General features: G+C 72.9%; 18 protein-coding genes. 7 read left to right on the forward strand and 11 right to left on the reverse strand.

Going from position 1 to position 18,717, the window contains the following annotated elements; all coding sequences use genetic code 11:
• Positions 1-169: 169 nt before the first annotated feature.
• From serA to ACQP04_RS29830, 5 genes are all read right to left on the reverse strand, one after another.
• A complete protein-coding gene (gene serA, locus ACQP04_RS29810; protein WP_433503852.1) occupies positions 170-1,777 on the reverse strand; it encodes a phosphoglycerate dehydrogenase in 1,608 nt (535 codons plus the stop codon).
• A 151-nt stretch (positions 1,778-1,928) separates the two neighbouring features.
• The gene (locus ACQP04_RS29815) at positions 1,929-2,915 is read right to left on the reverse strand and encodes an LLM class flavin-dependent oxidoreductase (RefSeq protein ID WP_433508462.1); all 987 of its coding nucleotides are present in this window, start codon (positions 2,913-2,915) and stop codon (positions 1,929-1,931) included.
• Between the two features lie 176 nt (positions 2,916-3,091).
• Positions 3,092-4,096, reverse strand: a complete 1,005-nt coding sequence (gene ilvC / locus ACQP04_RS29820; protein WP_433503853.1) for a ketol-acid reductoisomerase — start codon at positions 4,094-4,096, stop codon at positions 3,092-3,094.
• 76 nt (positions 4,097-4,172) lie between these two features.
• Complete coding sequence (gene ilvN, locus ACQP04_RS29825; protein ID WP_037044872.1) at positions 4,173-4,682, reverse strand: acetolactate synthase small subunit; 510 nt, start codon at positions 4,680-4,682, stop codon at positions 4,173-4,175.
• Positions 4,675-6,624: an acetolactate synthase large subunit gene (locus ACQP04_RS29830; RefSeq protein WP_433503854.1), complete on the reverse strand. Its 1,950-nt coding sequence runs from the start codon at positions 6,622-6,624 to the stop codon at positions 4,675-4,677. Before ACQP04_RS29830 ends, ilvN begins: the two co-directional genes overlap by 8 nt.
• A gap of 321 nt (positions 6,625-6,945) precedes the next feature.
• Here ACQP04_RS29830 and ACQP04_RS29835 point away from each other — a divergent pair, with 321 nt between their 5' ends.
• Genes ACQP04_RS29835 through ACQP04_RS29845 form a run of 3 tightly spaced genes read left to right on the forward strand, consistent with a single transcriptional unit; the run spans position 6,946 to position 10,305 of the window.
• Complete coding sequence (locus tag ACQP04_RS29835; RefSeq protein ID WP_433503855.1) at positions 6,946-7,440, forward strand: PH domain-containing protein; 495 nt, start codon at positions 6,946-6,948, stop codon at positions 7,438-7,440.
• Between the two features lie 5 nt (positions 7,441-7,445).
• Positions 7,446-9,287, forward strand: a complete 1,842-nt coding sequence (gene ilvD, locus ACQP04_RS29840) for a dihydroxy-acid dehydratase (protein WP_433503856.1) — start codon at positions 7,446-7,448, stop codon at positions 9,285-9,287.
• A 40-nt stretch (positions 9,288-9,327) separates the two neighbouring features.
• Positions 9,328-10,305 (forward strand): aldo/keto reductase, encoded by a 978-nt coding sequence (locus ACQP04_RS29845; protein WP_433503857.1) that lies wholly within the window; start codon positions 9,328-9,330, stop codon positions 10,303-10,305.
• 31 nt (positions 10,306-10,336) lie between these two features.
• Here the strand turns inward: ACQP04_RS29845 and ACQP04_RS29850 are convergent, their stop codons facing one another.
• The gene (locus tag ACQP04_RS29850) at positions 10,337-11,209 is read right to left on the reverse strand and encodes a phosphotransferase (RefSeq protein ID WP_433503858.1); all 873 of its coding nucleotides are present in this window, start codon (positions 11,207-11,209) and stop codon (positions 10,337-10,339) included.
• A complete protein-coding gene (locus tag ACQP04_RS29855; RefSeq protein ID WP_037045111.1) occupies positions 11,206-11,787 on the reverse strand; it encodes a DoxX family protein in 582 nt (193 codons plus the stop codon). Before ACQP04_RS29855 ends, ACQP04_RS29850 begins: the two co-directional genes overlap by 4 nt.
• A gap of 94 nt (positions 11,788-11,881) precedes the next feature.
• On the opposite strand from ACQP04_RS29855, the gene ACQP04_RS29860 reads away from it, so the two are divergent.
• Positions 11,882-12,322 (forward strand): PPOX class F420-dependent oxidoreductase, encoded by a 441-nt coding sequence (locus ACQP04_RS29860; protein ID WP_433503859.1) that lies wholly within the window; start codon positions 11,882-11,884, stop codon positions 12,320-12,322.
• A 2-nt stretch (positions 12,323-12,324) separates the two neighbouring features.
• Here ACQP04_RS29860 and ACQP04_RS29865 read toward each other — a convergent pair whose 3' ends face one another.
• Positions 12,325-13,236 (reverse strand): 2-hydroxyacid dehydrogenase, encoded by a 912-nt coding sequence (locus ACQP04_RS29865; protein WP_433503860.1) that lies wholly within the window; start codon positions 13,234-13,236, stop codon positions 12,325-12,327.
• A gap of 52 nt (positions 13,237-13,288) precedes the next feature.
• Between ACQP04_RS29865 and ACQP04_RS29870 the strand changes: the two genes are divergently transcribed.
• The 3 genes from ACQP04_RS29870 (at position 13,289) to hepT (ending at position 15,309) form a co-directional block, all read left to right on the forward strand.
• A complete protein-coding gene (locus tag ACQP04_RS29870; RefSeq protein WP_433503861.1) occupies positions 13,289-14,452 on the forward strand; it encodes a PQQ-dependent sugar dehydrogenase in 1,164 nt (387 codons plus the stop codon).
• A gap of 72 nt (positions 14,453-14,524) precedes the next feature.
• Positions 14,525-14,902, forward strand: a complete 378-nt coding sequence (gene mntA, locus ACQP04_RS29875) for a type VII toxin-antitoxin system MntA family adenylyltransferase antitoxin (protein WP_433503862.1) — start codon at positions 14,525-14,527, stop codon at positions 14,900-14,902.
• A complete protein-coding gene (hepT, locus tag ACQP04_RS29880) occupies positions 14,899-15,309 on the forward strand; it encodes a type VII toxin-antitoxin system HepT family RNase toxin (protein ID WP_433503863.1) in 411 nt (136 codons plus the stop codon). The genes mntA and hepT overlap by 4 nt, the downstream gene beginning before the upstream one ends.
• 73 nt (positions 15,310-15,382) lie before the next feature.
• On the opposite strand, the gene gatB is transcribed toward hepT, so the two are convergent.
• From gatB to gatC, 3 genes are read right to left on the reverse strand one after another with little or no spacing between them, the layout of a single operon-like run.
• Positions 15,383-16,888, reverse strand: coding sequence for an Asp-tRNA(Asn)/Glu-tRNA(Gln) amidotransferase subunit GatB (gene gatB / locus ACQP04_RS29885; protein WP_433503864.1), 1,506 nt, complete (start codon positions 16,886-16,888; stop codon positions 15,383-15,385).
• Positions 16,885-18,390 (reverse strand): Asp-tRNA(Asn)/Glu-tRNA(Gln) amidotransferase subunit GatA, encoded by a 1,506-nt coding sequence (gene gatA / locus ACQP04_RS29890; protein WP_433503865.1) that lies wholly within the window; start codon positions 18,388-18,390, stop codon positions 16,885-16,887. The genes gatB and gatA overlap by 4 nt, the downstream gene beginning before the upstream one ends.
• A complete protein-coding gene (gene gatC, locus ACQP04_RS29895; RefSeq protein WP_037044859.1) occupies positions 18,387-18,698 on the reverse strand; it encodes an Asp-tRNA(Asn)/Glu-tRNA(Gln) amidotransferase subunit GatC in 312 nt (103 codons plus the stop codon). Before gatC ends, gatA begins: the two co-directional genes overlap by 4 nt.
• Positions 18,699-18,717 lie beyond the last annotated feature (19 nt).

Below are 18,717 nucleotides of genomic sequence, written 5' to 3' on the forward strand. Positions count from 1 at the left end.
CATCGGGTGAGCGCTTCGTACACGGGCGGGTGTGATCATGAGCGACCGGCTTGACGGTCCCGGACGCAGGAACGGCGTCCCCGTTCACGAGGAGTGAGCGGGTCCGCACACACGAACGGCACTCTCGCTCATTCCTGGTGAGCGAGAGTGCCGTTCGTTCAGGTGTGGGTCAGTCCTCGAAGCTGATCAGGCGCGTGGTGCGGGCGCCGACCGAGGCGCCGATCGGCTCGAGCACGCCCGGGTCGATCGCGCGGTCGACGCGGAGCAGCATGATCGCGTCCGTCCCGTCGGTGGTCTGGCTGATCTGCGCGGCCTCGATGTTGACCGCGGCCTCGCCGAGCAGCGAGCCGACGCGGCCCATCACGCCCGGGCGGTCGGCGTACTCGAGGAGCAGGACCTCGCCCTCGGCGCGCAGGTCGAAGTGCCGGCCGTTGACCTCGACCAGCTTCTCGACCTGGGCGCGGCCGGTGAGCGTGCCGGAAACGGTGATGGCCTCGCCGTCGGGCATCGCGGCGCGCAGCTGCACGACCGAGCGGTGGTTCTCGCTCTCCGGGGCGGTGGTCAGCTCGACCGAGACGCCGCGGTCCGCGGCCAGCGCCGGGACGTTGACGAACGTGACCTGGTCCTCGACGACATGGGTGAACACGCCGCGCAGGGCGGCCAGCGAGAGCACCGAGACGTCCTCGGAGGCGAGCTCGCCCGCGACGTCGACCGTGACCGAGGTGGGCAGCCGGCCGGCGACGGCGTAGAGCACCGTGCCCAGCTTCTGCACCAGCGGCAGCCAGGGCCGGACCTCCTCGCCGACCGCGCCGTTGATCTGCACGTTCACGGCGTCGGGCACGAACTCGCCGGCCAGGGCGAGCTGCACCGACTTCGCGACGTCCGTGCCCGCGCGGTCCTGCGCCTCGGCCGTCGACGCCCCGAGGTGCGGGGTGACGGTGACGTTCTCCAGCTCGAACAGCGGGCTGGAGGTGGTGGGCTCGGAGACGTAGACGTCGATCCCCGCGCCGCCGACCTGCCCGGAGCGGACCGCCTCGGCCAGCGCGTCCTCGTCGATCAGGCCGCCGCGCGCGGCGTTGACGATGATGACGCCCGGCTTGGTCAGCGCGAGCTGGTCCTTGCCGATCAGGCCCAGGGTCTCCGGGGTCTTCGGCAGGTGGATCGTGATGAAGTCCGACACCCGCAGCACGTCCTCGAGCGACAGCAGCTCGATGCCCAGCTGGGCGGCGCGCGCCGGGGCGACGTACGGGTCGTAGGCGACGAGCCGGACGTCGAACGCCGCGAGGCGCTGCGCCACGAGCTGGCCGATCTTGCCGAGGCCGACCACGCCGACGGTCTTGCCCTGCAGCTCGACGCCGCCGAACTGGCTGCGCTTCCACTGGCCCTGGCGCAGGCTGGCGTCGGCCGGCGGGATGTGCCGCGCGGTGGCGAGCAGCAGCGCGATGGCGTGCTCGGCGGCGGAGACGATGTTCGAGGTCGGGGCGTTGACGACCATGACGCCGCGCGCGGTGGCGGCGGGCACGTCGACGTTGTCCAGGCCGACCCCGGCGCGCGCGACGACCTTCAGCCGGGTCGACGCGGCCAGCGCCTCCGCGTCCACCTTGGTGGCGGAGCGGACGAGCAGGGCGTCGGCGTCGGCGATCGCCTCGAGCAGGGCGGGGCGGTCCGTGCCGTCGACATGGCGGATCTCGACGTCCGTCCCCAGCATCTCGACCGCGGAGGGCGCGAGCTTCTCCGCGAGCAGGACGACGGGACGGGTGGCGGCTGCGGTACTCACGGCGACGCGATGCTCCACGGATCAAGGGGCGGGCAGGACTCGGACCGACGTCGATTCTAGGTGGACGGTCCGACAGGACGACCCCCGGCGTAGGTCCGCTGATACCACTTCCGGGTCACGAGCCGGTGAAAAGGGCCGAACCGGACACTGCTCAGGCGCCCTGGACCTTGTCCGCGAGCAGCTCCCAGCTGCGCCACCAGCTCTCACGGTCGGCGGCGGGGCCGGCCACGATGAGCTCGTCGGCGTCCGCCGTGGCGGCGAAGTCCTCGAGGTACTTCGCGACGACGTCCGGCGTGCCGACGGCGGTGTAGCGCGTCATCGACCGGATCTGCTCGCCCGCGTGGGTGTCGAGCACGGCCTCGGCCTCCTCGTCGGTGAGCTTCCGGCCGCCGCGGCTGTAGAAGAGCCGCACGCGCTGGCGCTGCACGGCCCGGCGCAGGGTCTCCGCCTCCTCCGTCGAGTCCGCGGCGATGACGTTCACGCCGGCCATCACGTGCGGCTCGGCGAGCTGGGCCGACGGGCGGAACTCCTGCCGGTAGAGCGCGACCGCCTGCTGCAGCGCCTCGGGCGCGAAGTGGGAGGCGAACACATACGGCAGCCCGAGCAGCGCGGCGACCTGCGCGCCGTAGAGCGACGAGCCGAGGATCGACAGCGGGACGCCGGTGCCGCGGCCCGGGTAGGCGTTCACGTTCGGGACCAGGCTGGTGTCGCCGAGGAAGGCCTGCAGCTCCTGGACGTCCTGCGGGAAGCGCTCCGACGCCGTCGGGTCCCGGCGCAGGGCGCGGAAGGTCTCCTGGTCGGTGCCGGGCGCACGGCCCAGGCCCAGCTCGATGCGGCCGGGGTGGAGCTCGGCGAGGGTGCCGAACTGCTCGGCGACCTGCAACGGCGAGTGGTTGGGGAGCATCACGCCGCCGGCGCCGAGGGTGATCCGCTCGGTGTGCGCGGCGACGTGGGCGATGAGCACGCTGGTCGCCGACGAGGCGATCGAGCGCATGTTGTGGTGCTCGGCGTACCAGATGCGCCGGAAGCCCCACTGCTCCGCGCGCTGCGCCAGCCTGGTGCTCGCGTCCAGGCCCTCCCGGATGGTCTCGCCCTCGGAGACGGTGGCGAGGTCGAGGATCGACAGCGGCAGGGGCAGGGACACGGCGGGCACCTCTCGTCCGGCGGGCACAACTCAGGTGTCAACGCCGTCGGGGCCCGTCCTCTTCCGCCCGGGCAGGGTTCCGCAGGTCACCCGTGAACGCACGAACGACACTCCCGTGCGGACCTACCGCACGAAAGTGCCGTTCGTGAGAGACCGAGGTGCGTGCGGCCTTACTTGGCCTTCTCGCCCACCCAGCTCATGAGGCCGCGGAGCTTCTCGCCGACCTGCTCGATCGGGTGCTCGGCACCCTCCTTCTGCAGGCGGGTGAAGTTCGGGCGGCCGTTCTCGTCCTCGGCCACCCACTCGCGGGCGAAGGTGCCGTCCTGGATCTCGCCCAGGATCTTCTTCATCTCCTCCTTGGTCGCCGCGTTGACCACGCGCGGGCCGCGGGTGAGGTCGCCGTACTCGGCGGTGTCGGAGATGGAGAAGCGCTCGTTGGCGATGCCGCCCTCGTACATGAGGTCGACGATCAGCTTGAGCTCGTGCAGGCACTCGAAGTAGGCGATCTCCGGGGCGTAGCCCGCCTCGGTGAGCACCTCGAAACCGGTCTGCACCAGCGCGGCCGCGCCACCGCAGAGCACCGCCTGCTCGCCGAACAGGTCGGTCTCGGTCTCCTCCTTGAAGGTGGTCTCGATGACGCCCGCGCGGGCGCCGCCGATCCCGGCCGCGTAGGAGAGCGCGATGGCCTTGGCGTTGCCGGAGGCGTCCTGCTCGACGGCGATCAGGGCCGGAACGCCCTTGCCGTCGACGTACTGGCGACGGACCAGGTGGCCCGGGCCCTTGGGCGCGATCATGACGACGTCGACGTCCGCCGGGGCCTTGATCAGGTCGTAGCGGATGTTGAAGCCGTGGCCGAAGGCCAGCACGTCGCCGCTCTGGAGGTTCGGCGCGATGTCGTCGGCGTAGATGAAGCGCTGCTTCGTGTCCGGCGCCAGGATCATGATCAGGTCGGCCCACGCGGACGCCTCGGCCGGGGTGAGCACCTCCAGACCCTCGTCCTGCGCCTTCTGCCGGCTCTTCGAGCCCTCCGGGAGGCCGATCTTCACCTCGACGCCGGAGTCACGCAGCGACAGCGCGTGCGCGTGCCCCTGGGAGCCGTAGCCGATCACGGCGACCTTGCGGCCCTGGATGATCGACAGGTCGGCGTCGTCGTCGTAGTAGATGTTGACACTCATGACGGGTGGTGAATCCTCTCCGAAGGGGTCTTGCGCAAGTATCGGTATCGACGCTCGGACCCTGACAAGCAGGTCCTCAGCGGGCGGAAGTCGCGGTGATGGACCGGGGTCCGCGGCCGACGGCCACCATCCCGGACTGCACCATCTCCCGGATCCCGTAGGGCTCCAGCATCCGGAGCAGCGCGTTCAGCTTGTCCATCGTGCCGGTGGCCTCGACGGTCAGGGCCTCGGGGGCCACGTCGACCACCTTCGCCCGGAACAGCTGCACGGTCTCCAGGACCTGGCTGCGCACGCTCGCGTCGGCGCGCACCTTGACGAGCAGGAGCTCACGCTGCACCGAGGCGGTGGGCTCCAGCTCGACGATCTTGATCACGTTGATCAGCTTGTTCAGCTGCTTGGTGACCTGCTCGAGGGGGAAGTCCTCGACGGAGACGACGATCGTCATCCGCGAGATCCCCGGCGTCTCGGTCTGCCCCACGGCGAGCGAGATGATGTTGAAGCCGCGGCGCGAGAACAGGCCCGACACCCGGGCCAGGACACCGGGCTTGTCCTCGACGAGGACCGACAGCGTGTGGGTCTCAGTCATCGGACGCCCCGTCCTCCAGAGCCCGCTCGGTGACCTCGCTGACCTCGTCGACGCCGGCGGACAGCTCGTCGCCCTCGAACAGCGGGCGGATGTTGCGGGCCGCCATGACCTCGTCGTTGCCGGTGCCGGCCGCGACCATCGGCCAGACCTGCGCGTCGGCACCGACCGTGAAGTCGATGACGACGGGCTGGTCGTTGATCTCCATGGCCTGCCGGATGACCCGGTCGACGTCGTCCTTCGACTCGGCGCGCAGCCCGACGCAGCCCATCGCCTCGGCGAGGAGCGTGAAGTCCGGGATGCGGTGCTTGTGCGTGCCGAGGTCGGTGTTGGAGTAGCGCTCCGAGTAGAAGAGCGTCTGCCACTGCCGGACCATGCCCAGGTTGCCGTTGTTGATCACGGCGACCTTGATCGGGATGCCCTCGATGGCGCAGGTGGCGAGCTCCTGGTTGGTCATCTGGAAGCAGCCGTCGCCGTCGATGGCCCACACGACCTTGTCCGGCGCGCCGGTCTTGGCGCCCATGGCCGCGGGGACCGCGTAGCCCATGGTCCCGAGGCCGCCGGAGTTCAGCCAGGTGCGCGGGTTCTCGTACTTGACGAACTGCGCCGCCCACATCTGGTGCTGGCCGACGCCCGCGGCGTACAGCGCCTCCGGGCCGGCGATCGCGCCGATCCGCTCGATGACGTACTGCGGCGACAGCGAGCCGTCGTCCGGCCAGTCGTAGCCGAGCGGGAAGGTGGTGCGCCAGTGGTCGAGCTGCCCCCACCAGGCCGACAGGTCGGCCACGTGGCGCTCGCGCTCGGCCCGCACGGCCTCGATCAGCTCGGCGAGGATCTCCTTGCAGTCGCCCACGATCGGGACGTCCGCCCGCCGGTTCTTGCTGATCTCGGCCGGGTCGATGTCCGCGTGGACGATCTTCGCGTCGGGGGCGAAGCTCGCCAGCTGGCCGGTGACCCGGTCGTCGAACCGGGCACCGAGGGCGATGAGCAGGTCCGACTTCTGCATCGCGCCGACCGCCGAGACAGTGCCGTGCATGCCGGGCATGCCGACGTGCTGCGGGTGGCTGTCCGGGAACGCCCCGCGCGCCATCAGGGTGGTGACGACCGGGATGTTCGTGAGCTCGGCGAGCTCGCGCAGCTCGGCCGAGGCCTCGGCCTTGAGCACGCCGCCGCCGACGTAGAGCACCGGCTTGCGGGCCGCCGCGATGAGCCGCGCGGCCTCCCGGATCTGCTTGCCGTGCGGCCGGGTGGTCGGCCGGTAGCCCGGCAGCTTGAGCTCCGGCGGCCACGAGAAGGTCGTCCGGGCCTGCAGCGCGTCCTTGGAGATGTCCACCAGCACCGGGCCGGGTCGGCCCGTGGCGGCCAGGTGGAACGCCTCGGCGATCGCCCGCGGGATCTCCGCGGCGTCGGTCACCAGCATGTTGTGCTTGGTCACCGGCATGGTGATGCCGGTGATGTCGGCCTCCTGGAACGCGTCCGTACCGATCAGCGGCCGGGCCACCTGGCCCGTGATGGCCACGACCGGGACGGAGTCCATGTGCGCGTCGGCGAGCGGGGTGATCAGGTTGGTCGCACCCGGGCCCGAGGTCGCCATGCACACCCCGACCTTGCCGGTGGCCTGCGCGTACCCGGTGGCCGCGTGTCCCGCGCCCTGCTCGTGCCGGACGAGGACGTGCCGCACGCTCGTCGAGTCGAGCAGCGGGTCGTAGGCCGGCAGGATCGCCCCGCCGGGGATGCCGAAGACCGTGTCGCACCCGATCGACTCGAGCGAACGCACGAGGGACTGGGCTCCGGTCACCTGCTCCGGGCCGGATCGCGGCCCGGGCACGACGTCGGGACGCTGGCCGGGGGCGCCGTTCTGGCGGCCCGCGGGCACTCCTGCGCGTCCCGGCGGCGGTGCCGGTTTGGGTCCCGGGGTGCCAGGACGGGGCGTGGCGGTGGTCATCTGCGCTGCCTCGCTGCTGTCGGTGCCGATGATCTCGGTGGTGTCGGGTGCGCCCTGGACATGAAAAAACCCCCGCCGCCTGGGCCAGGCGTGACGAGGGTGGCGCGTCGTGGTCCGAGTACTCGGGAGCTACTCAGGCGTGGACGCGCCTGGGAAGTACGAGAATTCGGAGGGCGGACATGGCGACGACGTTAACACGCGCGCGGGAGAGGGCGTCAACCGGCTGGGACGCGGGGTCCCGGATCGTGGGACCGACAGCAGCACCGGCAGCGGCTCCGGGACGGCGCGTGGAGTGTCGGTGCGAGGTGCGACCATGGGGACGTGAGCGCAGAGCACACCAGCAGGCCCGGCATCGCGGAGGGGCACGTCGCCTCGACCGACAGGCTGCCCCCGCGGGCGGTCCCGACGCGGCTGTCCTTCCGCCGCTCGCCGCTCGCGCTCGCCGGTGCCGCGTTCTTCCTGGTGGCCGCGATCCCGTTCGCGTTCGGGGCGCCCTGGCTGTGGCTGGTCTACGTGCTGCCGCTCGCGTTCTCGTACTGGATCGTGCGGGTGCGCACGGTCGTCGACGCCGAGTCCGTCACCGCTCGTCGTCTGTTCTCCTCGCGGCGCGTACCGTGGACGGAGATCAGCTCGCTGCGACTGGGCAAGAAATCCCGGGTCAGCGCGATGCTGACGGACGGGACCGAGCTACCGCTGCCGACCGTCCACGTCCGCGACCTTCCCGTACTGGCCGCCGTCTCCGGCGGCAGGCTGCCCGATCCGGCACAGGCGGAGGCTCCGCCGCCGGAGCCCCCGTCGCCCCCCGAAAGGACCTGACCCCGATGCCGGCCCTCCGTTCGAGAGTCACCACGCACGGCCGCAACGCCGCCGGTGCCCGCTCCCTGTGGCGCGCCACCGGCATGGGCGACGACGACTTCGGCAAGCCGATCGTCGCGATCGCCAACTCCTACACCCAGTTCGTGCCGGGGCACGTGCACCTCAAGGACCTCGGCGACCTCGTCGCCTCGGCCATCCGCGAGGCCGGGGGCGTGCCGCGCGAGTTCAACACCATCGCGGTCGACGACGGCATCGCCATGGGGCACGGCGGCATGCTCTACTCGCTGCCCTCCCGCGAGATCATCTCCGACGCCGTCGAGTACATGGTCAACGGGCACGCGGCCGACGCGCTGGTCTGCATCTCGAACTGCGACAAGATCACCCCGGGCATGCTCAACGCCGCAATGCGGCTGAACATCCCCACGGTGTTCGTGTCCGGCGGGCCGATGGAGGCCGGCAAGGCCGTCGTCGTCGACGGGGTGGCGCACGCGCCGACCGACCTCATCACGGCGATCTCGGCCTCGGCGTCGTCGGCGGTGGACGAGGACGGGCTGTCCGTCGTCGAGCGCTCGGCGTGCCCGACCTGCGGCTCCTGCTCGGGCATGTTCACCGCGAACTCGATGAACTGTCTCACCGAGGCCCTCGGGCTCTCGCTGCCGGGCAACGGGTCGACCCTGGCCACCCACGCCGCCCGCCGCGAGCTGTTCCTCGAGGCCGGTCGCACGGTGATGGCGCTGGCGAAGCGTTGGTACGCCCACGACGACGAGTCCGCGCTCCCGCGCAACATCGCCACCCGCGAGGCGTTCGAGAACGCCATGGCGCTCGACGTCGCGATGGGCGGCTCCACCAACACGGTGCTGCACATCCTCGCCGCGGCGCAGGAGGGCGAGATCGACTTCTCGCTCGCCGACATCGACGCGATCTCCCGCCGGGTGCCGTGCCTGGCCAAGGTCTCGCCGAACTCGGACTACCACATGGAGGACGTCCACCGGGCCGGCGGCATCCCCGCCATCCTGGGCGAGCTGTGGCGGGCCGGGCTGCTCAACGAGGGCGTGCACTCCGTCCACTCCCCCTCGCTGGAGCAGTGGCTGTCCGAGTGGGACATCCGCGCGGAGTCGCCGTCGGAGACCGCGGTCGAGCTCTACCACGCCGCGCCCGGCGGGGTCCGGACCACCGAGGCGTTCTCCACGGAGAACCGCTGGTCGTCGCTGGACACCGATGCGGCCGGCGGCTGCATCCGCGACAAGGCGCACGCCTACACCGCGGACGGCGGGCTGGCCGTGCTGCGCGGCAACCTCGCGGAGCGCGGCGCGGTGATCAAGACCGCCGGCATCCCCGAGGACATCTGGCGGTTCGAGGGACCGGCGCGGGTCGTCGAGAGCCAGGAGGAGGCCGTGTCGGTCATCCTCACCAAGCAGATCCAGCCGGGCGACGTCCTGGTCGTCCGATACGAGGGCCCCGCCGGCGGGCCGGGCATGCAGGAGATGCTGCACCCGACCGCGTTCCTCAAGGGCGCGGGCCTGGGCGCGAAGTGCGCGCTGGTCACCGACGGGCGGTTCTCCGGCGGCTCGAGCGGCATCTCGGTCGGGCACGTCGCGCCCGAGGCCGCGGCCGGCGGCGCGATCGGCCTGGTCGAGGACGGCGACCGGATCCTCATCGACGTCCGGGAGCGGACGCTGCAGATCCTGGTCGACGACGAGGTGCTCGCCGAGCGCCGCGCCAAGATGGACGCCGGCGAGCGGCCGTGGACCCCGAAGGACCGCGACCGGGTGGTCTCGAAGGCCCTCCGCGCGTACGCCGCGATGGCCACCAGCGCCGACACGGGTGCCGTCCGGCACGTCCCGTAGAGCGGTCGAGCCGTGTGCGGGTCGGCGTAGGTTCGGCTCCATGACCCTTCCGACCCGCACGCTCGGTGAGTTGACCGTCTCCGCCCAGGGGCTGGGCTGCATGGGCATGTCCCAGAGCTACGGCACCGGGGACGAGACCGAGTCGATCGCGACGATCCACCGGGCGCTCGACCTGGGCGTCACGCTGCTCGACACGGCGAACGTCTACGGCGCCGGGGCCAACGAGGAGCTCGTCGGCCGGGCGATCCGGGACCGCCGGGACGAGGTCGTGCTCGCCACCAAGTTCGGGATCGTCCGGGACGCGGACGGCGGCCAGGCCGCCCGCGGGGACGCCGCCTTCGTGAAGCAGTGCTGCGACGAGTCGCTGGCCCGCCTCGGCGTTGACCACATCGACCTCTATTACCAGCACCGCGTCGACCCCGACACGCCGATCGAGGAGACCTGGGGCGCGCTCGCCGAGCTCGTCGCGGCGGGCAAGATCCGGTACGCCGGCATCTCGGAGGCGGGCGCGGCGACGATCCGGGCCGCGCACGCCGTGCACCCGGTGACCGCGTTGCAGAGCGAGTGGTCGCTGTGGACCCGCGACATCGAGGCGGAGATCGCGCCCACCTGCGCGGAGCTGGGCATCGGCGTCGTGCCCTTCTCCCCGCTCGGCCGCGGCTTCCTGACCGGCTCGATCACCTCCGCGGACCAGCTCGGCGAGAAGGACATGCGCAGCGGGCTGCCGCGGTTCTCCGCCGAGAACCTGTCCGCCAACCTCGCGATCGTCGACACCGTGAAGGCCCTGGCGGAGAAGCGCGGCGTCACGGCCGGGCAGCTCGCGCTGGCCTGGGTGCAGGCGAAGGGCGAGCACGTCGTGCCGATCCCGGGCACCAAGCGCCGCACCTACCTGGAGCAGAACGTCGAGGCGGCGACCCTGGAGCTCACGCCCGAGGAGATCACCGAGCTCGACGCCGTCGGCGCCGGTGTCGCGGGCGATCGCTACCCCGAGCACCTGCAGCGCACCGTCGGCCGCTGACCCTGACCTGCACGAACGGCACTCTCGTGCGCTAGGTCTGCACGACAGTGCCGTTCGTGCAGTCGGTGAGGGCGGGGCCGAGGCGCGAGAGGGATTCCGCCGCCGTCTCGATCATCTCGGCGACCCGGGCGGCGCCGAGGTGGTCGGCGGCGAAGCCCAGGTACTGCACGTGCACGTGGACCCGCGCCCACTCCCGCTCGACGGCGGCGAGCGGGCCGGGCAGGGCGGGTGCCTCGGCGCGGTAGGCCGCGTCGTCCGAGGTGCCCTGGGCCTCGAGGACGGCGAGGTCCAGGCCCGCCGGGGCCATCCGGGCGTTGCCCCAGTCGATCAACGCGGTCCCGAGCATGTTGCCGCGGTGCGGGTCGCCGTGGCAGAGCGTCCGGGGCAGAAGGGTGAGCGCGGCACGGATCCGTGGGTCCGCCGCCCACTCCGCCACCAGCGCCGCCGCCCGCTCGTACTCCGCCTCGCCGGTGCGCCGGGCCCCGCCGCGCACCGCCACGAGGGTCCGCTCGCAGAGCGCGGCCCACCACGCGGCGTCGACCACCGGGATGCCGCGCGCCCGCTTGCGGAACCAGTGCCGGTGCACCCGGGCGAGGGTCCGCCGGACCTCGGGGGGCACCGGGTCCCCCTCGGCCGCGGGTTCGCCGTCGACCCAGGTCAGCACGAGCGGATCGGGGTGGAGCATCCGCGGCGCGACGACGTCCTCGACCACGGCGACCGCGCGCATCGCGGCGACCTCGACGGGATCGGCGGGCTTGACCACGACCGACACCGGCCGGCCGCCGACCCGCAGGTCGACGCGCTCGACGCCCGCCGCGACGTACCCGCCGGCCAGCGGGCTCCGGCCGACGACCTCGGGGGTGCCGCCCAGCCGTCGGGCGACGGCGGCGAGCCAGTCCGTCACCGCAGGCCGAACAGCACGCCCGCCGCGACGGCGACCCCGACGACCAGGAACAGGATCGACCACGGCACCGGCCGGCGCTGCCAGGTGCGGCCGCTGTCCAGCGAGATCCGCCCGGCCCCGACGAACAGCAGCGCGGCGACTCCGGCGCCGAGCGCGACGTCGAGCTCCAGGGCGTTCGGGGAGACCGCGACGAAGAACGGGCTGCCCCACTTGACCACGACCGCGCAGATCTTGACGGCCAGCAGGCCCGCCGCCGCGAGCGGCGTGAACAGCCCGAGCACCAGCAGCGCACCGAGGATCAGCTCGCCGAAGCCGAGCGCCCACGCCAGCGTCGAGGCCTGCCGGAAGCCGAGGCCGGCCAGGATCGTGGTCGTCTCGCCGATGCCCCGGCCGCCCCACATCGAGAAGACCTTCTGCAGGCCGTGGGCCACGAAGATCCCGCCCACGCCGAGGCGCAGCAGCAGCATGCCGATGTCGGCCCCGCCGCTCCACGCGACCGGCCGCCGGTCCGTCTCCGGCTCCGGGGGCCGGGTCCCGCCGAGCGTGCCGATGTCGAACTGCCTGGTGGGGTCGGTCATGGCGCCGAGGGTATCCGCGCCCGGCCCGCCGTAGGCGTCGCCGACCAGCGTGTTCGCCAGGTTTCGCCCGGTGGCGCGGGGGCACCCGATGACCATGGCGGACACTCTCGACGGGCCCGCGCTGCACCACGACACGCGCAAGCTGGCCGAGGGGGCCAACTTCGCCGCCGTGGCGACCGTCTTCCCGAGCGGGCTGATCCAGAACCACATGATCTGGTGCGGGATCAAGGACGGCAGGCTCGTGCTGAACACCGAGACCCACCGCGCGAAGGCGCGCAACGTCGGGCGGGACTCCCGGATCACCGTGCTCATCCGGGACGAGGACAACCCGTACCGGTACGCCGAGGTCCGCGGGCGCGTCACCGACACGACGACCGGCGACGAGGCCCGCACCCACATCGACGAGCTGTCCCGGAAGTACAACGACCAGGACTACCCGCCCGACATGATCAAGTCCGAGCGGGTGATCCTCTGGGTCACGCCCGAGCGGCAGACGATCGTCGACCAGAGCAACGACGTCGGCACCGAGGACTAGCGTCAGTAGCCGTTGCGCACCACGTTCGGCGGCTCCTCGCCGCGCGCGAAGTAGCCGAGCTGCTCGCGCATCACGCGGAAGGCGCGGCTCATCGCGGCGGGGACGCTGCCGCCCACGTGCGGGGTCAGAAGCAGCCCCGGCGCCTCCCACAGCGGGTGTCCGGCCGGCAACGGCTCCGGGTCGGTGACGTCGAGCGCCGCGCGGAGGCGCCCGCTGCGGAGCTCCGCGAGCAGCGCGTCCGTGTCGGCCACGGGTCCGCGTGCGCCGTTGACCAGCACCGCGCCGTCGGGCATCGCGGCCAGGAAGTCCTTGTCGACCAGGCCACGGGTCTCGTCCGTCAGCGGGACGATCACCACGCAGACGTCGTGCTGCGGCAGCAGGTCGTGCACCTCGTCGATGCCGTGCACGCCCTCACGCTGGCGTCGGCCGACCAGCGTGATCGTGACCTCGAACGGCTCGAGGCGGCGCACGAGGTTCTCCGCGACGTCGCCGGCCCCGACGATCAGCACCCGCTTGCCCCCGAGCTCGTCGGTGATGTGCTGGGTCCACTCGCCGCGCTCCTGCGCCTGCACGAACCCCGGCAGCTCCCGGTACACCGCGAGGAGCACCGCGACGACCCACTCCGCCGTCGCGCCGCCGTGCGCGCCCTTGCCGTCCGAGAGCAGGACGCCGTCGCGCAGCTTCCCGATCCACGCCTCGGCTCCCGCCGTGAGCAGCTGCACCAGCTTGAGGTTCGGCAGCTGCTCGGCGAGCTCCACGACCCTGCCGGTCGCGAGGAAGGGCGGGACGAGGACCTCGGCCTCCTCGGCGCCCGCGGGGAGCGGCTTCGCCGGGTCGTAGACCAGCGGGCGGAGGTTCGGCAGGTCGGCGAGGGCGTCGGCAGCGCGTGGGTGCGGGACCAGGACCACGGTCATACCGCCGACGCTACTCACCGGCCGCTCACCTCACCGCGCCTAGCCTGATCACGTGCGCCACCGCCCTCCCCGCCTGCGGCTCGCGCTGGTCGCCCTGATCGGCCTGCTCGCGCTGCTCGCGGGCTGCGCGACCTTCCCGGACGAGGGCCCGCGGGACTGGCAGGAGAAGACCGAGGGGCAGGGCGAACTGGGCGGCCCGCCGTCCGTGCAGGAGGCGCCCGGGGGCGAGCAGGGGGACGAGAACGGGGACTCGGCCGATCCCGGCGCCCCGCAGACGCCCGCGGGCTGCGACGATCCGGATCCCCAGGTCGTCGCCACCTGCCTGGACCCCGTCGGGGCGCTCGCGGTGCTGCCCAACGGCGTATCGGCCCTGGTGGGCGAGCGCGCGACCGGCCGGGTGCTGCGGGTCGAGCGCGGGAAGGACCCGGTGCTGATCACCACCGTCCCGGTCGACGCGGCCGGCGGCGGCGGGCTGACCGGGCTGGTGCTCTCCCCCACCTACCAGGAGGACCAGCTCGTCTACGCCTACGCGACCACGCCCGAGGACAACCGGGTGCTCCGGCTCGCACCCAACGAGCCGCCCAAACCGGTGCTGACCGGGATCCCGAAGGGACCGTCGGGCAACGGCGGTGCGCTCGGCACGGACGCCGGCAACACGCTGCTCGTCGCCACCGGCAACGCCGGCGACCCGGCCCCCGCCCCCACCGCGCTCAACGGCAAGGTGCTGCGGATCGACACCCTCGGCCGCCCGGCCGCGGCCAATCCGAGCCCGGGCTCGCCGGTGCTGAGCACGGGCCTGAGCCAGCCGGGTGGGATCTGCACGGACTCCAGCAACGAGTCGGTGTGGGTCACCGACCGGGCGGCGTCGCGCGACGTGCTCTTCCGGGTCGCGCCCGGCCCGCTCGGCCCCGCCGCGTGGACCTGGCCGGACCGCCCGGGGGTCGCGGGCTGCATGGCCCAGCCGGGGGTGGTCGCCGTCGCGCTGACCGGCGGCGCGGCGCTCTCGGTGCTCCGCCCCGCCGACGACGGCAGCTTCTCCGGCGCCCCCGAGACCCTCCTCGCCAACGTCTACGGCCGCCTCGCCGCCGCCACCCTCGGCACCGACGGCCTGCTCTGGCTGGGCACGGTCAACAAGTCGGGCGGCAAGCCGGTGGCCAGCGACGACCGTGTCATCCGCATCCAGCCCCCCAGCGGCGGCGGGGCCTCCCGCGCCTGACCGCGCGAAGATCCAGCGCGAACGGATCGTCGGTACGCTGCGCACCATGAGCCCGGAGGAGCTGGCGGGGCGGTGCGTGGAGCCGTGCTGCGCGACTTCCCCGGTGTGGACGCGCTCGTCCTGCACGGCTCGCGGGCGCGCGGCGACCACCGGCAGGACTCCGACTGGGACCTCGGTGTCCTCTCGTCGGACGGCGCCGATCTCGCGTCGCTGGTCACCCTGCTCGTCGACACGCTCGGGACCGAGGCGGTGGACGTCGTGGACCTGGGTCGTGCGAGCGCTCTGCTCCGCTACCGCGCGGCCCGGGACGGAATCACCCTGGTCGAGCGCACCCCGGGGGTGGTCGAGCGGTTCCGTGTCGACGCCACGATCTACTGGTGCGACGCGGGTCCGGTCATCCGCGCAGCCCAGGCGGGGCTCCTCGCCGACCTGCGGGCCGGCGCCCGGTGACGGACGACGAGCAGCTCCTCGCCGAGCGCTCGGCCGCGGTCGTCCGACACCTGGACCGGGTCGCCGCGCACCTGCCCGCCGACCCCGACGCCCTCACCCCGATGTCGTCCGCGTCCGACACGGTGGTGCTGCACCTGTGGCAGGCCGTGCAGGTCGTGATCGATCTGGCGGTGGCGACCTGTGTGCGGCGGGGCCTCGGGAATCCCGAGACGTACGCGGCCGCCTTCAGGATCCTCCGCGACGCCGGGACGATCGATGCGGAGCTCGCGGACCGGCTCGCCAGGGCCGCAGGCTTCCGGAACCTCCTGGTGCACGCCTATGCGACGCCCGACCTCCGCCGCGTCCACGCGATCGCGACGCAGGGGCCGGCGGACCTGAGGGCCTTCCTCGTCGCACTGCAGGGCTGACGGGATTCCCTGCGCCGGGGCGCCCGCGTCCCGAGCGGGGACGCGGGCGCCGTGGTGGACCCGGTGTGCGGGCTCAGCTGCAGCGTTCGATGATCAGCTCGCGGACGCGCTTGGCGTCGGCCTGGCCCTTGGTGGCCTTCATGACCGCGCCGACGATCGCGCCGGCGGCCTGGACCTTGCCGCCCTTGATCTTCTCGACGACGTCCGGCTGGGCCGCGAGGGCCTCGTCGACGGCGGCGATGAGGGCGCCGTCGTCCGACACGACCTTGAGGCCGCGGGACTCCACGACCTCGTCCGGCTCGCCCTCGCCGGCCAGCACGCCGTCGACCACCTGGCGAGCCAGCTTGTTGTTGAGGTCGCCGGCAGCGACCAGCGCGATCACTCGTGCGACCTGGGCCGGGGTGATCGGCAGCTCGGCCAGCTCGACGCCGCGGGCGTTGGCCTGCTGGGCCAGGTACGCGACCCACCACGAGCGCGCCTCGCCGGCGGGCGCGCCCGCGGCGACGGTGGCCTCGATGAGCTCGAGCGCCCCGGCGTTGACCAGGTCCCGCAGCTCCTCGTCCGACAGGCCCCAGGCCTCCTGGATGCGCTTGCGGTGCTCCCAGGGCAGCTCGGGCAGCGTGCCGCGCAGCTCCTCGACCCACTCGGCGCTCGGCGCGATCGGCACCAGGTCGGGCTCCGGGAAGTACCGGTAGTCCTCCGAGGTCTCCTTGCGGCGGCCCGGCCGGGTGGTGCCGGACTGCTCCTCGAAGTGCCGGGTCTCCTGGACGATCGCGCCGCCGCCGTCGAGCACGCCGGCCTGCCGCTGCATCTCGTGCCGGACGGCCCGCTCGACCGACCGCAGCGAGTTGACGTTCTTGGTCTCGGTGCGGGTGCCGAGCACGCCGGAGCCCGTGGGCGAGAGCGACAGGTTCACGTCGCACCGCATGGAGCCCTGGTCCATCCGGACGTCCGAGACGCCGAGGGACTTGATCAGGTCCCGCAGCTGCGTGACGTACGCGCGCGCCACCTCCGGCGCCCGCTCGCCCGTGCCCGGGATCATCTTCGTGACGATCTCGATCAGCGGCACACCGGCCCGGTTGTAGTCGAGCAGCGAGTACTCCGCGCCGTGGATCCGGCCCGCCGCGCCGCCGACGTGCAGCGACTTGCCGGTGTCCTCCTCCATGTGCGCGCGCTCGATGCCCACGCGCACGACCTCGCCGTCCTCCAGCGTGACGTCCATCCAGCCGTCGACCGCGATCGGCTCGTCGTACTGCGACGTCTGGAAGTTCTTCGGCATGTCCGGGTAGAAGTAGTTCTTCCGCGCGAACCGGCCCCACGGCGCGATCGAGCAGTTGAGCGCCAGCCCGATCCGGATCGCGGCCTCGACCGCGGCCTGGTTGACCACGGGCAGCGAGCCGGGCAGGCCCAGGCAGGTCGGGCAGACCTGGGTGTTGGGCTCGGCGCCGAAGTCGGTCGGGCAGCCGCAGAACATCTTCGTGTTGGTGGACAGCTCGACGTGCACCTCGAGCCCGAGCGTGGGCTCGTAGCGGGCCACGACGTCGTCGTAGTCGACCAGCGCGGGAGCGGTGGTTGTCACTTCGCGACCTCCGGCACGCGGGCGATCAGCGGCCCGCCCTCGTCGGCGTCGCGCGCGGCCTCGAAGGCGGCGCCGACGCGGTACATCACGGCCTCGCCCAGCGCGGGCGCCATGATCTGCAGGCCGACCGGCAGGCCGTCCTCCTCCGCCAGGCCCGACGGCACCGACATGCCGGCGACACCGGCGAGGTTCGTCGGGATGGTGGCGAGGTCGTTGAGGTACATCGCCAGCGGGTCGTCGACCTTCTCGCCGATCGGGAAGGCGGTGGTCGGCGTGGTGGGGCTGACCAGCACGTCCGCCTGCTCGAACGCGGCGGCGAAGTCCCGGCTGATCAGCGTGCGGACCTTCTGCGCCTGCCCGTAGTAGGCGTCGTAGTAGCCCGACGACAGCGCGTACGTACCCAGGATGATCCGGCGCTTGACCTCGGGGCCGAACCCGGCCTCGCGGGTCGCGGCCATGACCTCCTCGGCCGAGGCGCCCTTGTCGACGCGCAGGCCGTAGCGCATGGCGTCGAACCGGGCGAGGTTCGACGACACCTCGCTCGGCAGGATCAGGTAGTACGCCGCCAGCCCGTACTCGAAGTGCGGGCAGGACACCTCGACGACCTCGGCGCCGAGCTTCTCCAACCGGCGCAGCGCCGCGTCGAACGACGCCCGCACGCCGGGCTGGTAGCCCTCGCCGCCCAGCTCGCGGACCACGCCGATCCGCACGCCGGACAGGTCGCCCTGCGCGCCGATCCGCGCGGCCTCGACGACGGCCGGCACCGGCGCGTCGATCGAGGTGGAGTCGAGCGGGTCGTGCCCCGCGACGACCTCGTGCAGCAGCGCGGCGTCGAGCACCGTGCGGGCGCACGGACCGCCCTGGTCGAGCGACGACGCGCAGGCCACGAGGCCGTAGCGGGACACGCCGCCGTAGGTCGGCTTGACGCCCACGGTGCCGGTGACGGCCGCGGGCTGGCGGATCGAGCCGCCGGTGTCGGTGCCGATCGCGAGCGGCGCCTCGAACGCGGCCAGCGCGGCCGCGGACCCGCCGCCGGACCCGCCGGGGATCCGGGAGAGGTCCCACGGGTTGCGGGTGGGCCCGTACGCCGAGTGCTCGGTGGACGAGCCCATGGCGAACTCGTCCATGTTCGTCTTGCCCAGGATCGTGATCCCGGCGGCGCGCAGCCGCGCCGTGAGGGTGGCGTCGTACGGCGGGCGCCAGCCCTCGAGGATCCGCGAGCCGCAGGTCGTGGGCATGTCCGTGGTGGTGAACACGTCCTTGAGCGCCAGCGGCACGCCGGCCAGCGGGGACGCGGGCGCGGTGCCGGCCTGCACCGCCTCGTCGACCAGCGCGGCGTTGGCCAGCGCGGCCTCGGCCCCGACGTGCAGGAACGCGTGGACCTCGCCGTCGACCTCCGCGATCCGGTCGAGGTGGGCCTGCGCGGCCTCGACGGCCGAGACCTCCCCGGAGTGGATCTTCGACGCCAGCTCGGACGCCGTCAGCCGGATGAGCTCGCTCACTGCTCCTCCCCCAGGATCCGGGGCACGCGGAAGCGGCCCTCCTCGGCGGCGGGGGCGCCCGCGAGCGCCTGCTCCTGGCTCAGCCCGGGGCGCCGGACGTCCGGCCGGAAGACGTTCTGCAGCGGCACCGCGTGCGACGTCGGCGGGATGTCGTCCGCCGCCACCTCGCCCACACGGGCGACGGCGCCGAGGATGACGTCGAGCTGGCCGGCGAAGACGTCGAGCTCGGCGTCCGTGACGGCCAGCCGGGCCAGCCGGGCGAGGTGCGCGACCTCGTCCCGGGAGATGGCCCCGGAGTCGGGGGACATGAGGGTTCCTTCGGCGTTG

Source organism: Pseudonocardia halophobica, assembly GCF_050948485.1.
GTDB classification, from domain to species: Bacteria; Actinomycetota; Actinomycetes; order Mycobacteriales; family Pseudonocardiaceae; genus Pseudonocardia; species Pseudonocardia halophobica.

Bases quoted from the DNA above. Each gene is read 5' to 3' on its own strand.
- ACQP04_RS29855 (WP_037045111.1), bottom strand. From the start codon at position 11,787: ATGACCGACCCCACCAGGCAGTTCGACATCGGCACGCTCGGCGGGACC.
- ilvC (WP_433503853.1), bottom strand. From the start codon at position 4,096: ATGAGTGTCAACATCTACTACGACGACGACGCCGACCTGTCGATCATC.
- ilvN (WP_037044872.1), bottom strand. From the start codon at position 4,682: ATGACTGAGACCCACACGCTGTCGGTCCTCGTCGAGGACAAGCCCGGT.
- gatC (WP_037044859.1), bottom strand. From the start codon at position 18,698: ATGTCCCCCGACTCCGGGGCCATCTCCCGGGACGAGGTCGCGCACCTC.
- ACQP04_RS29865 (WP_433503860.1), bottom strand. From the start codon at position 13,236: ATGACCGTGGTCCTGGTCCCGCACCCACGCGCTGCCGACGCCCTCGCC.
- ilvD (WP_433503856.1), top strand. From the start codon at position 7,446: ATGCCGGCCCTCCGTTCGAGAGTCACCACGCACGGCCGCAACGCCGCC.
- ACQP04_RS29860 (WP_433503859.1), top strand. From the start codon at position 11,882: ATGGCGGACACTCTCGACGGGCCCGCGCTGCACCACGACACGCGCAAG.
- ACQP04_RS29845 (WP_433503857.1), top strand. From the start codon at position 9,328: ATGACCCTTCCGACCCGCACGCTCGGTGAGTTGACCGTCTCCGCCCAG.
- ACQP04_RS29830 (WP_433503854.1), bottom strand. From the start codon at position 6,624: ATGACCACCGCCACGCCCCGTCCTGGCACCCCGGGACCCAAACCGGCA.